General features: G+C 42.9%; 14 protein-coding genes. 11 read left to right on the forward strand and 3 right to left on the reverse strand.

The window, feature by feature from the left end; translation table 11 throughout:
* Window positions 1–84: 84 nt before the first annotated feature.
* Both HC723_RS04740 and HC723_RS04745 read right to left on the reverse strand, forming a co-directional pair.
* Window positions 85–936 (reverse strand): MurR/RpiR family transcriptional regulator, encoded by an 852-nt coding sequence (locus HC723_RS04740; RefSeq protein ID WP_190338373.1) that lies wholly within the window; start codon window positions 934–936, stop codon window positions 85–87.
* A 158-nt stretch (window positions 937–1,094) separates the two neighbouring features.
* Window positions 1,095–1,994, reverse strand: a complete 900-nt coding sequence (locus HC723_RS04745; RefSeq protein WP_153445810.1) for a LysR family transcriptional regulator — start codon at window positions 1,992–1,994, stop codon at window positions 1,095–1,097.
* A 186-nt stretch (window positions 1,995–2,180) separates the two neighbouring features.
* Here HC723_RS04745 and HC723_RS04750 point away from each other — a divergent pair, with 186 nt between their 5' ends.
* Window positions 2,181–2,900 carry an SDR family oxidoreductase gene (locus HC723_RS04750; RefSeq protein ID WP_190338374.1) on the forward strand — a complete coding sequence of 240 codons (720 nt, stop codon included), beginning with the start codon at window positions 2,181–2,183 and terminating at the stop codon, window positions 2,898–2,900.
* Window positions 2,901–3,204: 304 nt separating this feature from the next.
* Here the strand turns inward: HC723_RS04750 and HC723_RS04755 are convergent, their stop codons facing one another.
* Window positions 3,205–4,668, reverse strand: coding sequence for an SLC13 family permease (locus tag HC723_RS04755; protein WP_190338375.1), 1,464 nt, complete (start codon window positions 4,666–4,668; stop codon window positions 3,205–3,207).
* Between the two features lie 456 nt (window positions 4,669–5,124).
* Here HC723_RS04755 and HC723_RS04760 point away from each other — a divergent pair, with 456 nt between their 5' ends.
* The 10 genes from HC723_RS04760 to HC723_RS04805 all read left to right on the forward strand — a co-directional run bounded on the left by HC723_RS04760 (window position 5,125) and on the right by HC723_RS04805 (window position 14,511).
* Window positions 5,125–5,757: a sigma-70 family RNA polymerase sigma factor gene (locus HC723_RS04760; protein WP_238925410.1), complete on the forward strand. Its 633-nt coding sequence runs from the start codon at window positions 5,125–5,127 to the stop codon at window positions 5,755–5,757.
* Window positions 5,750–6,454, forward strand: a complete 705-nt coding sequence (locus HC723_RS04765; protein WP_190338376.1) for a ChrR family anti-sigma-E factor — start codon at window positions 5,750–5,752, stop codon at window positions 6,452–6,454. The genes HC723_RS04760 and HC723_RS04765 overlap by 8 nt, the downstream gene beginning before the upstream one ends.
* A gap of 105 nt (window positions 6,455–6,559) precedes the next feature.
* Window positions 6,560–7,504: a YbgA family protein gene (locus tag HC723_RS04770; RefSeq protein WP_190338377.1), complete on the forward strand. Its 945-nt coding sequence runs from the start codon at window positions 6,560–6,562 to the stop codon at window positions 7,502–7,504.
* Entirely contained in the window at window positions 7,501–8,985 is a 1,485-nt protein-coding gene (gene phrB, locus HC723_RS04775) for a deoxyribodipyrimidine photo-lyase (RefSeq protein WP_190338378.1), read from the forward strand. Before HC723_RS04770 ends, phrB begins: the two co-directional genes overlap by 4 nt.
* Before the next feature lie 64 nt (window positions 8,986–9,049).
* The gene (locus HC723_RS04780) at window positions 9,050–9,586 is read left to right on the forward strand and encodes a nuclear transport factor 2 family protein (protein WP_238925411.1); all 537 of its coding nucleotides are present in this window, start codon (window positions 9,050–9,052) and stop codon (window positions 9,584–9,586) included.
* Window positions 9,587–9,588: 2 nt separating this feature from the next.
* Window positions 9,589–10,296 carry an SDR family NAD(P)-dependent oxidoreductase gene (locus tag HC723_RS04785; protein WP_190338379.1) on the forward strand — a complete coding sequence of 236 codons (708 nt, stop codon included), beginning with the start codon at window positions 9,589–9,591 and terminating at the stop codon, window positions 10,294–10,296.
* A complete protein-coding gene (locus HC723_RS04790) occupies window positions 10,296–11,654 on the forward strand; it encodes an NAD(P)/FAD-dependent oxidoreductase (RefSeq protein ID WP_153445794.1) in 1,359 nt (452 codons plus the stop codon). Before HC723_RS04785 ends, HC723_RS04790 begins: the two co-directional genes overlap by 1 nt.
* The gene (locus HC723_RS04795; RefSeq protein ID WP_190338380.1) at window positions 11,651–12,538 is read left to right on the forward strand and encodes a DUF1365 domain-containing protein; all 888 of its coding nucleotides are present in this window, start codon (window positions 11,651–11,653) and stop codon (window positions 12,536–12,538) included. Before HC723_RS04790 ends, HC723_RS04795 begins: the two co-directional genes overlap by 4 nt.
* 73 nt (window positions 12,539–12,611) lie before the next feature.
* Window positions 12,612–13,916, forward strand: coding sequence for an SAM-dependent methyltransferase (locus HC723_RS04800; RefSeq protein ID WP_153445790.1), 1,305 nt, complete (start codon window positions 12,612–12,614; stop codon window positions 13,914–13,916).
* Window positions 13,891–14,511 carry a DUF2878 domain-containing protein gene (locus tag HC723_RS04805; protein WP_190338381.1) on the forward strand — a complete coding sequence of 207 codons (621 nt, stop codon included), beginning with the start codon at window positions 13,891–13,893 and terminating at the stop codon, window positions 14,509–14,511. Before HC723_RS04800 ends, HC723_RS04805 begins: the two co-directional genes overlap by 26 nt.
* Window positions 14,512–14,513 lie beyond the last annotated feature (2 nt).

The following is a 14,513-nucleotide window of genomic DNA, read 5'->3' on the forward strand; positions in this document are numbered from 1 at the left end:
TAATATTTCACATTGCAGATTGTAATTGAATCATAAGTTCATATTAATATGATAACGATCACAAATATTTCACGTCCAAGTCACCTAACGGATTGATTCTGTAGTTTTTCGTTTGTTTTCTTTCGTCTGCTCCGGGTTAAAACGAATTAATTCAGTATAGAGTAAGTCTAAAACAAACATCTGAGCGAATTTCGTACCTATTGAATCACCTTGCAACCAACTTTCACGGTTACCATTTAATAAAACAGAGTCGGCATAATTACAAATTTTTGAATTTAAATTATGCGTTAATGCGACAGTAAAAGCTCCGCCTTCTTGTGCTATTTTTAAAGCTTTTATCGTTTCAGGTGATTCTCCGGAGTGTGAAATAGCTATAACAACATCAGTGTCATTAAGTAATGATGACTTCATACACATAAAATGATTGTTGGAAATAGAATCGACGTTGTAACCAATTCGCATCAATTTATTTTTTGCTTCCTCAGCCGTTACCCCTGAGGAACCAACTCCAATAAAAGTTATAGATCTCGCATTAACTACCTTGTCAGAAACAGCTTTTAGCTCTTTAAAATTTAATAGACTTTTAGTTTCAGACAACACAGTCTGTAAGACCAATTGTAATTTATCCGCAATAAGTTCCATATCATCATTTATATCTATTTCACTTGATAATAAGTTAGGGTTTGATTGTGCACTTTGTGCAATAGATATAGCTAAAACCATCTTGAATTCTTGAAAGCCTGAATACCCTATTTTTTTACAGAATCGAATAATGCTAGCCTCTCCGACTTTAGCTAATAACGCCAGTTCAGCTATTGATAGGTTAGAGATCGAATTTGAATTCTCTAATATAAAATCAGCTACTTTTTGTGCCGATATTGGTAGACTATTTCTAATACTGCTTATTTTAGGGAGAACTTCTTCTCTATTGCTCATTTACATATGCCTTATTCTCAATGATTAATATGGTTTTACGACGTTTCAATGGACATTGAATACTGACATTTTCTCCTCAAAAATAACATAAAGATAGTTTAATTTACCTTTTGACTCTTTATCAGCATCATAACATAAACACTGTTTACACTTTTTTCTTACAGCTTTTCAAATTCCAGCTGAATATGCTCAATCAATAAACGTAGGCGCTTGGGCTGATAACGGTCTTTATGGTAAATCGCCGAAAAGGCCACATTGGGGATCTGCCAATCGGGCATGACTTTCACTAGCTTCCCTTGCTCGATCAACTCGCGACAATAAATACTCGGCACTCGGATCAGGCCGCACCCAGCCACCGCTGCGTTTAATAATGAGCGACCATTTTTACATTGAAATTGCCCTTGCACTTGCACATCAAAATCTGACGGTGGCAATGCGACGGTTTGGTGATGCCACTTTTTAACTGAGCCAGTTAAACAGTTATGTTGTAGTAAGTCTTTCGGGTGATCTAATGCTTGGCCATTGGCCGATAAATAGCTTGGACTAGCGAGCGTCACCATCTCTAAATCGAGTAATTTTTTGCCAATGAAGCCTGCATCTTCTAATTGCCCCATCCGAAATGCCACATCAAACTGGTCTGAAATCAAATCAACCCGATGACTGCTAAAATCCATTTCTAACGACACATCCGGATATTGCAGCATAAAACTCGACAACATGGAGGCGACGATTTCCTCCCCCAGATAGCCCCCAACACAGTTAATTTTAATGTGTCCGCGCACCTGCTCGACATCATCCAGCGCCACTAATAATGCTTGATTGATCCCTTGCAGATTGGTTTGGCATTGATGGAAGAATTGTTCACCTGCCGCCGTCAATTTTAAAGTACGGGTAGTTCGCAACAATAATGTCACCCCCATTTGCCTTTCCAGTTGGGAGATCTGCTTGGAGACATGTGAACGTGATACCTCTAGCGCCTCGGCGGCTTTGGTAAAATTGCCCAGTTCGGCGATCAACACAAAAGTGCGGATATCGCTTAAGTTAATTTGATTGATCATCTTGTTGTCCCACCTTAACTATCCAAACCACTTATTGTTTCCATATAGAAATAGTATTTCAACCAATGCCATATATATCAACATTAATATTATCCGTAAGATACATTCATACCAACAAGCGACAACAAAACCTTGTCTCTTAATCAAATATTCTGACAACCAATTTCGTCATAAAAAGGTGATCACATGAAAAAGTTAATCGTAATTACAGGTGCAAGTTCTGGTATTGGTGAAGCTATCGCCCGTCGTTTAAGCGGCGAAGGTCACCCTCTTTTATTATTGGCGCGTCGCGTTGATCGTTTAGAAGCATTAAACTTGCCAAATACCTTGTGCGCTAAAGTCGATGTGACTAATGCACAAAGCTTTGTTGATGCGGTTGCCATTGCTGAAACCAAATTTGGCCCAGTCGATGGTTTAGTCAACAACGCTGGCAGCATGTTATTAGGTCAACTGGATCAACAAGATGCCAGCGAATGGAAAACCATGTTTGATGTTAACGTGATTGGCTTAATGAATGGCATGCAGGCGGTGCTTGCACCAATGAAAGCACGTCAAACTGGCACTATCATTAACATCAGCTCGGTGGCAGGACGCAAAACCTTTGGTAATCACGCCGCTTATTGTGGCAGTAAATTCGCGGTACATGCGATTTCTGAAAATGTACGCGAAGAAGTGGCCGATTCTAATGTTCGTGTCACCACCATTGCCCCTGGCGCAGTGGATACGGAATTGTTATCGCACACCACATCAGATGCGATTAAAGATGGTTACAAAGATTGGACTGCAAGCATGGGCGGCGCATTAGTTGCTGATGATATCGCTCGCACTGTGGCGTTTGCTTACCAACAGCCACAAGGCGTTTGTATTCGTGAAATCGTGGTAGCGGCGACTCGTCAAACCATGTAAGTAAAGTGGTTCGCTTTGCTGTGAGAACCTATAAGCTAGCCCACTAAAGCCAAAGAAAAAGCATAAAGCGAGATCACGGATAAAATGCTCACAGATCAGCGCTTCAACCGTAAACATGACTGAAATAAACCGTCATTACACCGTGAGCGTGACTGAAATAAGTTGTCATTCCATACGCGAGTAGAACGAGCAGATAGGGAATCTCGCTTTAGCTTTCCTCAATAACAAAAAAATGCGGCGTGACTCAATTAACGAGTCACGCCGCATTTTATTTTAACAATACACTTCTAAATACAGTCTCGCCTTACAAGCCAAACACCCAAGCGGCTAAGGTATAGCTGATCCCTGTAATAAAGAAAATACCGACAATATTGAGCATAAATCCGGCGCGGATCATCTCTTTAATTCGCAACTGACCCGATGCAAACACAATACTGTTTGGCGGTGTTGCTACTGGCATCATAAAGGCACAACTGGCCGCTAATGCCGCAGGTATCGCTAACATTGCAGGACTTTGTCCCATCGCAATCGCAATTGGCCCAAGTAATGGTAAGAAGCCAGCGGCCGTGGCAGTATTACTGGTCACTTCGGTTAAGAAAATAATCGCCGCGGTCACAATCAACATCACGATAATAATTGGCATGCCACCAGTTGACGCTAAGCTATCCCCGATGAAATCAGCCAAGCCTGAGCTTTTTATTTGCGCTGCCAGACTTAAACCACCACCAAATAACAACAATATGCCCCAAGGCAGTTTCTTAGTGCTTTCCCAATCCAAAATAAACTCTTGTTTCTTCACATTGATGGGAATAATAAACAACAACAAAGCCGCAAACATCGCGATACTGGTATCGTTAATTGGCAACCCTGTCCATTTAGCTAATAACGGACGGAACACCCAACTGAGCGCCGCGCCAACAAAGATAACCGCGACCCATTTCTCCGCTTTACTCAACTTACCTAGCGCTTTTAATTGCTTACCTAATAAGCCAGTCGCATCGCCTTCTTGGGTATCGGGTAATTTATAAGAAATTTTAGTCAGCCAAACCCAAGTAAAGCCCAGCATAATGATCGACAATGGCAAACCCACCATCATCCACTTGCCAAAACCTAATTCCATGTTGTAACTGTCAGCTAAGTAGGCCGCAAGTAAGGCATTGGGTGGCGTTCCAATTAAAGTCGCCAAGCCACCAATACTGGCTGAATATGCAATACCTAACAGCAACGCACTGGCAAATTCTGGGTTTTTATCGCGCTTTTCGCCACACACAATACCAATGATCGACATACCAATCGGCAGCATCATTACAGCGGTCGCGGTATTACTCATCCACATCGACAAGAATGCGGTTACCATCATTAAGCCACCAATTTGATGGGCTGGTTTATTGCCTACCGTCAACATCGCCAACAAGGCCACACGTTTATGCAGATTCCACTTCTCCATCGCAATCGAAAGCAAGAAGCCACCCAAAAATAAGAAAATCAGTGGATTGGCAAATGCCGCGGTCGCTTCTTTTATTGAAGCAGTACCTAATAACGGCGATAGAATAATCGGCAGAAATGAGGTAACAGGAATCGGCGCCGCTTCAGTCACCCACCACACCGCCATCAAGGTCGCCAAACCGATCATACGCCAAGCGGGCACACTTAATCCTTCCAATGGCGGTGAAATAATTAAAGTAAGAAGTAAAATAAGGGGCCCAATAAAAAGACCTAAATAACGGTAGTTATTCGGAATAACCGATTCTTTTTCAAGCATGGACATAATGACATTTCCTAGGTGAGATCAGGGGCGTCTGTTTTAATATATGTCTAACAAAAAAGAAACATAAACACCTGTAGTTCGTGAGCTAACCGCAACCCGTTGTTTCCATTCTGTGATCAAAGTACCCATATTAAATGTAAGTATTAATGATTGATGTTTTAAACGCCTATTTTTAGCGACGACAAAACCGCTCAAACACAACAAGCTGGTATCCCCCTTATCCCCCTTATGCTGCTTTAAACCTACCTTGCTGTACTTTCAATTATAATTGGCCACTTAATTTCTGGTATTCGGACCAAGTCGAAGTAAATAGTAAGCTAAAGTTTCGATGATGAAGATTTAAAACCAAAGGCTTTCAAGATGTTGTAAACTTTTTAACGTCGCTGCAAAAAACACCTGATCCAATCATGGCTTGATAACGTATTACTCAATATGAATTCAATGAAGGTGATGACTATGCAGCAAATTGTGTATCGACTAAGCGACAAGGAGATCATCATCGCTGCCCAGCCTTTATTGCCAACAGATCTAACCCCATATCTGATCTTGGTCGCCAAGCATCAGGATAAGCACGCTTTTAATGTCTTGTTTACATTCTTTGCACCCAAAATAAAACGCTTTGGTATCAGTAAACTCAACAGCGAAGCCTTAGCCAAAGAATTGATTCAAGAAACCATGACCAAAGTATGGCGCAAAGCCCATTTGTATCATCCCGATAAAAGCGCGGCGACCACTTGGATATACACCATAATGCGTAATACTGCTTTTGATATGTTACGCCAAATCCAATCTCGCTCAGAAGAGTCATTATCGGATGATATTTGGCCACTAGATTCGATTATCGACAGTGCCCACAACACAGAGCAAACTCATCAATTTGAAGATCACCTGCTCTCTAAGCATTTACTTCTGCACCTCGATCGCCTTCCAGAAGCTCAGCAACAAGTGATAAGAGGTCTTTATTATCAAGATCTGTCACAAGAGCAACTGGCACAACATCTTGATATTCCGATAGGTACGATCAAATCAAGATTGCGATTAGCGTTGGAGAAATTAAAGCAATACATGGGGGAGAAGGAGCATGATTAAACATCACCCGACTACGACCATTTTACAGCGTTTCGTCGATGGCGATTTACCCGTATCGGTTTCAATTGTGGTGGCCAGTCACGTTGAGATGTGCCTACACTGCCAGCAACGCAGCATGCAATTAACCGAGCAGTCGGCGAAGGCATTATTTCAACAGGCTTCAGGTCAAGAGATTTTAGTGCAGTCATCTGATCTAGATGATCTAGATATGACCATAGACGAAATCAGCATGATGGACAGCATCACCAGTATTGATGTGACGGAAGATAAAATGGCTTCCGAGACACCATTACCCAAAACAGTGACTGAAATTGAGATCAACGGCACCCGTATTGCCCTGCCACGAGCCATGAAATCGATCGGCTTAAAACCATGGCAAGGATTTGGCAAGATCTCTCGCGCTCGCGCGGTGCTGGATGATGGTCACTTAAAAATGTCACTGCTACACATTGCCAAAGGTGGCGGCATTCCAACTCATACCCATAATGGTTTTGAAATCACCTTGCTGCTGGAGAGCAGTTTTCACGATGATATGGGGGAATATAACGCGGGCGATTTTATATGGTTGGATGGCAAGCACACTCATAGCCCACTCACAGAGCAAGGCTGTGTTTGCTTGACGGTTTCCAGTGATGCGATTCACTTTACTCAAGGGGGGAGCCAGTTACTTAACCCAATCGGTAAGTTTATTTACTAGAGGCTGTTGCTCTCGAACAAAATTTAATCACGAAAGATCAACAGCCCCTAGCACTTACTCCATTGTTTTTACCACGTAGCAAAAATAGAGAATATGAGGTTTTATATGGATTCAAAACTGACAATCGGCATCAGTGCTTGTGTGCTAGGACAGAAAGTTCGCTTTAATGCTGGCCATAAGCGTTCGGCATTTTGCACCGATCAACTGGGTGAATTTGCCGACTTTGTCCCTGTGTGCCCAGAAGTGGCTATCGGCTTACCAACGCCAAGACCGACCATTCGCCAAATTCTCAATGACGATATTATTACCGTCTCCCAACCCGATGGCAGCGGCGATGTCACCCAAGCTTTAAAAGATTTTGGTCAAGCTCATGCCAACACCACTTTTGATATGGCAGGATTTATTTTCTGCGCCAAAAGCCCAACCTGCGGTATGGAAAGAGTCAAAGTGTATTATCATCACGGCAAAGGTTCAGCCTCAACTGGGGTTGGCGTATTTGCCGAGCAGGTTATGCAAGCCAATCCCTGCTTGCCGGTTGAAGAAAACGATCGCTTAAATGATCCGGTGATCAAAGAAAACTTTATTACCCGCATTTTTGTTTATCATCGTTGGCTTAAAACCAGAAAATCGGGTCTGACCAAACATAAACTCATTACCTTTCATCGCGCTCATAAGTATCTGGTGATGAGTCATCATATTGAAAGTTATCGCGCCCTTGGTCAGCTACTCGCCCGTGCTGACCAGCCATTAGAGCAGCAAGCCGATCAATACATTCTCGGCTTAATGACGGCGCTAAAAATCAAAGCCACTCGTAAATCGCACACTAACACTTTGCAGCACCTACAAGGCTACTTTAAAAAGCAATTAACCGCCGAAAAAAAACAAGCGTTAAGTGAGGAGATCAACGCCTACCGCGAGGGCTACTCTCCATTATTAGTACCGTTGACCTTAATCAACCATCATTTAAAAGAATTCCCAAATGAATATTTAAGCGATCAGGTTTACTTAACGCCACACCCGAAAGAACTCAAACTGAGGTATGGATATTGAGCTCACTTTATTGGATCCGCCGAGATGTTCGCCTAGCAGATAATCCGGCGCTACTGTCATTATTAAATGATAAGCATCTGTTGCCATCCGACTTAGAAAATAAGCCACAAGCGGCAAACGACGCACCCAAATACGCACTATTTATTTCGACACCACAGCAATGGCAGCAACATCACTTAGCGCCCATCAAAGCGGATTTGTTGCATCGCCATCTTGAATTATTTGCTACCCAGTTGGCGGAAATCGGCATTCATTTTATTCATCTACAAGCCAATGATTTTAGCGATCAAGTCGAGCGATTAGTCGAGTTTTGTCAGGCTAATAATATCCAACACCTTGTGGCCAACCGTGAACCTGAACGCAATGAAATCGAACGAGATCAACAAGTGATAGAAGCGGGTCTTGATTTGCAACTCTTTGATTGCGATACCATTGCGCCGCTAGGAAAAATACTCAACCAACAAGGCGAGATGTTTAAAGTCTTTACTCCGTTTAAAAAAGCTTGGGTCAATTACATCCGAGAAGTTGGAGTGCAATATCGCGATCCGCCACAATCTACATCGACCAGTCGATCCTCGCACAAGAAAGCCTCGCTCGACCAATCGCAGAAATCTGTACCTCAATCTGAACCAATCTTGTTTGATTATCCGCGAGTAGACTCGAGTCACTGGCCATTAATTGATGATGTACAAGCCCAAGTGATCCCTGATTTTTTGGCTAATAAAGTGGCGGATTATTCACAGCAACGTGATATTCCTTCGGTAAAAGGCACTTCTTGCTTATCCCCCTACCTTGCCATTGGTGCGCTCAGTGCCAGACAACTGGCAGCGCAACTTATTCAGCGTGATCCTCAAGTGCTTTATCACTCAGAACACCCTTCTTTTGCTTGGCTGAATGAGCTGATTTGGCGCGATTTTTATAAGCATTTGCTCCATCATCACCCACGTTTAATAACCGGTGAGTGCTTTCAAACTAAATATAACCGCTTAATGTGGCGTAATGATAACGCCGATTTTCAAGCATGGTGTGAAGGTAAAACCGGTTACCCGATTGTCGATGCTGCGATGAGACAGCTACGCCAAACTGGCTGGATGCATAATCGCTTGCGAATGATTGTCGGCAGCTTTTTAACTAAGCACTTATTAATTGATTGGCATTGGGGCGAGCATTTTTTTATGTCGCAGTTAATCGATGGTGATTTCAGTGCCAATAATGGCGGTTGGCAATGGGTCGCCAGCACAGGCTGTGATGCCCAACCTTACTTTCGTGTTTTTAATCCTATCCTACAGAGCCAAAGATTTGATCCAAATGGCGACTTCATTCGTAAATATCTACCAGAGCTAAAAAATGTGCCAAATAAGCAACTGCATTTCCCGCATGACTATTTAAGCAAACAAGGGAAAAGTGAGCAGTATTGGCCACCTTTGGTCGAACATAAATTTGCCCGCCAGCGAGCGATTAACTTTTTTAAGCAGAGCTAATCTGAACTTATAAAGTGAATGACCATATGGAGGGTTAAGCAAGAAAAAGAATAAGGATATCGACATGACTGACGGATCAGAGCCGCACACTCGCCATCAACCTTGGCTGCAAAACTTCATTGTTATGTATCAAGCGTTAGGCACTTCAAAGCTAGATCGGCAGCAAGCAGGCTCGCAACACATAAATGCTCAAGAAATAGCCTCGCAAAAAGCAGGCTCGCAGCCGCAAGACTTTAAGTTGCTGCATCAGGTTTATCATTCTGAGGTCGAGTTTATCGATCCACTGCATCATGTGAGCGGTATTTGTGCCTTAGTCGCCTACTTCAAAAACATTTATACCCATGTCGAACACTGCCAATTTGCTATCCATCATGTGGTGGAATCAGATCACGAAGCAGCCATTTATTGGACTATGACTTACACCCATCGCAAGCTCAACCATCACCAACCGATTAAGGTCGAAGGGCACTCTCATTTAAAGCAACGAGAAGGGATGGTCGGATATCACCGTGATTATTTGGATGTCGGCGCGATGGTTTATGAACATATTCCTTTACTCGGTCGCGTGATTAAAACCATCAAACAGCGAGCAGGGGAATAAATATGAAGGTCATGATAACAGGTGCCACTTCTGGTATTGGCAAAGAACTCGCCATTCGCTACGCAAACCAAGGACATCAAGTGATTGCCTGTGGTCGCAGCGAAGAGAAATTACAACGATTGGCGGATAGCAATTCGTACATTCGCACGCTTTGTTTCGAGTTAACCGATTTTCATCACTACCCACAACTTGAGCACGACATCGATTTACTGATCTTAAATGCCGGTGATTGCTACTACATACAAGATCCGCTTAATTTTAATGCCGAGGCCTTTGAGCGAACCATCAATATCAACTTAATTTCCATTGGCTATGGCTTGCAAGCTTGGTTAAAAAACATCACCCAAGGAGGTCGATTAGTCTTAGTCAGCTCCAGCGCCGCTATTTTGCCCTTACCAAAAGCAGAAGCCTACGGAGCATCAAAAGCTGGGTTGACTTATTTAGCCAAAACCTTAGCGCTAACCTTAAAGCCTCACCATATTTCAGTGTCGGTGGTGCAACCCGGTTTTGTCGATACCCCGCTCACCGAGCGCAATAATTTCCCGATGCCGATGATACTTACCAGCCAAGTGGCCGCGCAGAAAATCATACAAGGGATAAGCAAAGGGAAAGCGGAAATCAATGTGCCATTGAGCTTTGTTTTGATCATGAAGATTTTACGTTGTTTACCTCACTTTATTTGGCGCTACTTAGCGATAAGGATGACCTAATGAAAAAAATTGCAATTGTAGGCTCTGGCATCTCAGGCTTAACCTGCGCCTATTTACTCGATAATTATCGTTCAGGTGAAAAATTCGATATTACGGTATTTGAAAAAAATGATTATGTTGGAGGCCATACTGCCACCATCGACATCACTCATAATGGTCAAAACCATGCGATAGACACCGGTTTTATTGTGTTTAATGACCGAACTTACCCTAACTTTAACAAGTTACTCGATACACTCGGTGTCAATAAACGTGCCACTGAAATGAGTTTTAGTGTCCACAATCGCACCACTGGATTTGAGTATAACGGCAATAACATTAATTCATTATTTGCCCAGCGTCGTAATCTATTTCGTCCACGTTTTTGGCGTTTGCTGTTAGAGATCATCAAATTTAATAAGCAGTGCAAATCGTTATTTCACCGCGATGCCATTGAAAATAACCAGACCTTAGGTGACTTCTTACACGCCAATTCTTTTTCTGATTTTTTTGCCGAGCATTATATTTTACCTATGGGGGCGGCGATTTGGTCCACCAGCCTAAAAGAGATGAAAGCATTTGAACTGAAATTTTTCATTCAATTTTTCTATCACCATGGCTTACTCAACATTAGCGATCGCCCTCAATGGTATGTGGTTGCAGGCGGTTCAAAATCGTATGTGGATCAGATCCTATCTCGCCTGACCAAACCGGTACTCACTCAAAGTGATATTCAATCCGTGACTCGTCACCAAGATAGCGTGTCGATTGTGCTCAACCCAAGTTCGGCCAATGGCTTGCCACAAACGCAGGTATTTGATGAGGTTATTTTTGCTTGTCACTCAGATCAAGCTCTCGCCTTATTAAGCGATGCCAGCGAAGACGAAAAAGCCGTACTCGGTAATATTCCCTATAGCCGTAATGAAGTGGTTTTGCATACCGATACCGCCTTGCTACCGAAGCGAAAGTTGGCTTGGGCCAGTTGGAATTATTTGCTTGATGGCGATCTGTTAGGCGATGGCGATTTATTGTCAGATGAGCGTAAACCACTCGCTTCAGATATCAATAAAAATAGCAAACCACCACGCCAAGCATGCGTGACTTACAACATGAACATATTGCAAGGCTTTGAAAGCGCTTCAACCTTTTGTGTCACCTTAAATCAAACCGACAGTATTGATGCCAGCAAAATCATTCAAAAGTTTATTTACCATCATCCGGTATTAAATAGCGATAGTGTGGCGGCGCAAAAACAACGTTCGAAAATTTCGGGCAAAAATCACACTCATTTTGTCGGCGCTTATTGGTATAGCGGCTTTCATGAAGATGGGGTGCGCAGCGCGCTCGATGTGACACAACACTTTGGCGTATCACTATGATAACTCAGTCAAACAAACCTACCCATAAGCCAAGCGGCCAGCCTGTTAGCCCCGCGATAAGCCATGTTAGCAACCATAGCGGGATCTATGTCGGCAGCGTTCGCCATCGTCGCTTTGGGGATATTCCTCATCAATTTAGCTACCAGCTTTATATGTTGGGCATCGATCTGGATGAACTGCATCATCTGACTCAAAAAAGCCGATTATTTGGCACTAAATGGTTCAATCCAATCCGCTTTTGTGAGCAAGATTATTTGAAGCAAGATGAGACTCAAGAAAATGATAAAAATAATCGTTTAAAAAATGATCCAGACTCACTCAAGCAGCGTATTGGTTTGAAACTACAGAGCTTAGGCGCTGATTGGAATAGCAACAATAGAGTCTTGATGTTGGCGCAATGCCGTTGTTTAGGTTTGTATTTTAGCCCAGTAAATTTTTATTTTTGCTACGACCAAGATCAGCAATGCCAATGGATGTTAGCCGAGGTCAGCAACACACCTTGGAAAGAGCGACATTATTATCTAGTCGATCCAAATGCGCCAACGGTGACCAAAAAAGCCTTTCATGTGTCACCTTTTATGACACTCAATATGGATTACCACTGGAGGGTATCGGCACCAGATAGCCATGCCTTAGTGCACATTGAGAACCACAAATTCAATGCCAATAAACAAGATCACAATGGCTTAGAGCAAGATAAAAAAGACAAAGTATTTGATGCAACACTGGCGTTAAAAAAACGAACATTCGATGCGCGCCAGTTAGCCAAAACAGTGACGAGCACGCCATCTATCACTTTAAAGATTGTAGTGGGGATTTACTGGCAAGCCTTAAAATTATTGGTTAAACGGGTGCCTTTTGTCGCTCATCCGCACGCCAAATAAAGCAAGCTATACAGAAAAAATAAGTAAAAAAGAGCAGTAAAACAAGAAACCGTTATCAAGAGTCGAGGTTAAAATGGATCATTTAGCAAAGCAAAGTAATGCACTCAATTCTGAAGCCTCATTACGATCAGGATCGTTAAGCGCAAGTTTATCAAACCAAGATCATCAACAGTATCGTCAACTGATCTTTTCGATCTTAACTCATTTAACCGATAGTCAACTGACTATAGTAGAAGGCAAGCATCGCCGTATTTTTGGTGAGGATAATGCGCCGCTTAAAGGTCAAATTACTATCCATGACAGCAGCTTTTTCAAAGACATGATATTTAACGGCAGCATTGGCGCGGCTGAAGCTTACATTGACGCTAAATGGAGCTCTCCCAACCTCACCGCGCTTATTCAAATAATGGCGCGTAACCAAACTCAACTCGATCAAATTGAAAGTAAAACCCGCTGGATAAGCAGTATTAAAAACTGGTGGCTACGCCGTCAAAACCTCAACAGCGAGACCGGATCGAAGCGCAACATTCTTGCCCATTACGATATCGGTAATGAGTTATACCAACGCTTCCTCGATCCATCCATGCTGTATTCATCGGCGATATACAGCCAAGAGACCGCCGATTTAGCCGCCGCGCAGCAATATAAAATGCAGCTAATTTGTCAGCGACTTGAACTGCAACCGACGGATAGCGTGATTGAAATTGGTACGGGTTGGGGCGGGTTAGCGATTTATATGGCGCAACATATCGGTTGCCATGTCACCACGACCACCATATCCGATGCGCAATTTGATTATGCGCAACAGCAAGTCAAACAATGGGGTTTAGAAGATAAGATCACGTTACTCAAACAAGATTATCGCTTATTGGAAGGTCAATATGACAAGCTAGTATCGATTGAAATGATTGAAGCGGTCGGACATGAATACTTACCGACTTTCTTTACTCAATGCTCACAACTGCTAAAACCCAGCGGCAAAATGCTATTGCAGTCGATCACCATTGCCGATAGTCGTTATCATCAGTACCGTCAAAATGTCGATTTTATTCAAAAGTATATTTTCCCGGGTGGTTGCCTCCCTTCGATTGCCGAAATGAGCAAACACATCGCCACCAGTACCGATATGGTGGTGGACGAAATTCAAGATATTGGCTTGCATTACGCCAGAACGCTTAACGACTGGAACCAAGCCTTTCAATCAAGTTGGAGTGAATTGGAGCAACTCGGTTATAAGCAAGAGTTCAAACGTTTATGGCAATTCTACCTTTGCTATTGCGAAGGAGCATTTATGGAGCGGGTGATCAGCACTCATCATGTCATGGCAAGAAAACCGCGTTATATGAGTCCGAATGATGCGTCGATTTTGGATTATTAATCTCGCGCTGTTCCAGCTGAGTTGGTTCTGTGCGGCTTTTTATACCGAACAGGCCACTTATTGGATGATCGCTATTTTGTTGCTGCACTTTGGCTTGTCACCAACCAAGCTGGCCGATGCCAAAGTGTTAGTGCTACTGGCTCCTGCCTTAATGGTCGATAGTATTCATCTTGCCATTGGCACTTTCTCTGCCAGCGCCACTTTTTCCAGCCAATATATTTATTTTCCACCTTGGTTAGGACTATTGTGGGCAATGTTGTTAGTCAGCTTTAACCACAGCCTACATTGGCTCACCAATAAGCCTTTATGGCTCGCCTATATCTTAGGGGCAATTTCAGGAACCAGCAGTTATTTAGCCGGAATAGAAGCCGGTGCGATGCAAGCAACATGGGATTATCCATGGTTAATTACCGTATTAGCATTGTCGTGGGCCATTTTATTACCGCTACTGGTGGTGGGCTATCGCATGCTTAACCCATTGCATTCAGCTTCCGCTGACAAATATATTTTAAAGCATAAAGTAGCCGCACTCAATCCTAAAAATCGGCGCAAAAAAGCCCTCAATAAACAGACAATCAATCATAAAGTGCCATAGCG

The organism is Vibrio sp. S11_S32 (genome assembly GCF_014694465.1).
Taxonomy (GTDB): domain Bacteria; phylum Pseudomonadota; class Gammaproteobacteria; order Enterobacterales; family Vibrionaceae; genus Vibrio; species Vibrio algicola.

Coding starts and splice junctions, on each gene's coding strand:
- HC723_RS04740 (WP_190338373.1), bottom strand. CDS start 936: ATGAGCAATAGAGAAGAAGTTCTCCCTAAAATAAGCAGTATTAGAAAT.
- HC723_RS04745 (WP_153445810.1), bottom strand. CDS start 1,994: ATGATCAATCAAATTAACTTAAGCGATATCCGCACTTTTGTGTTGATC.
- HC723_RS04750 (WP_190338374.1), top strand. CDS start 2,181: ATGAAAAAGTTAATCGTAATTACAGGTGCAAGTTCTGGTATTGGTGAA.
- HC723_RS04755 (WP_190338375.1), bottom strand. CDS start 4,668: ATGTCCATGCTTGAAAAAGAATCGGTTATTCCGAATAACTACCGTTAT.
- HC723_RS04760 (WP_238925410.1), top strand. CDS start 5,125: ATGCAGCAAATTGTGTATCGACTAAGCGACAAGGAGATCATCATCGCT.
- HC723_RS04765 (WP_190338376.1), top strand. CDS start 5,750: ATGATTAAACATCACCCGACTACGACCATTTTACAGCGTTTCGTCGAT.
- HC723_RS04770 (WP_190338377.1), top strand. CDS start 6,560: ATGGATTCAAAACTGACAATCGGCATCAGTGCTTGTGTGCTAGGACAG.
- HC723_RS04780 (WP_238925411.1), top strand. CDS start 9,050: ATGACTGACGGATCAGAGCCGCACACTCGCCATCAACCTTGGCTGCAA.
- HC723_RS04785 (WP_190338379.1), top strand. CDS start 9,589: ATGAAGGTCATGATAACAGGTGCCACTTCTGGTATTGGCAAAGAACTC.
- HC723_RS04790 (WP_153445794.1), top strand. CDS start 10,296: ATGAAAAAAATTGCAATTGTAGGCTCTGGCATCTCAGGCTTAACCTGC.
- HC723_RS04795 (WP_190338380.1), top strand. CDS start 11,651: ATGATAACTCAGTCAAACAAACCTACCCATAAGCCAAGCGGCCAGCCT.
- HC723_RS04800 (WP_153445790.1), top strand. CDS start 12,612: ATGGATCATTTAGCAAAGCAAAGTAATGCACTCAATTCTGAAGCCTCA.
- HC723_RS04805 (WP_190338381.1), top strand. CDS start 13,891: ATGATGCGTCGATTTTGGATTATTAATCTCGCGCTGTTCCAGCTGAGT.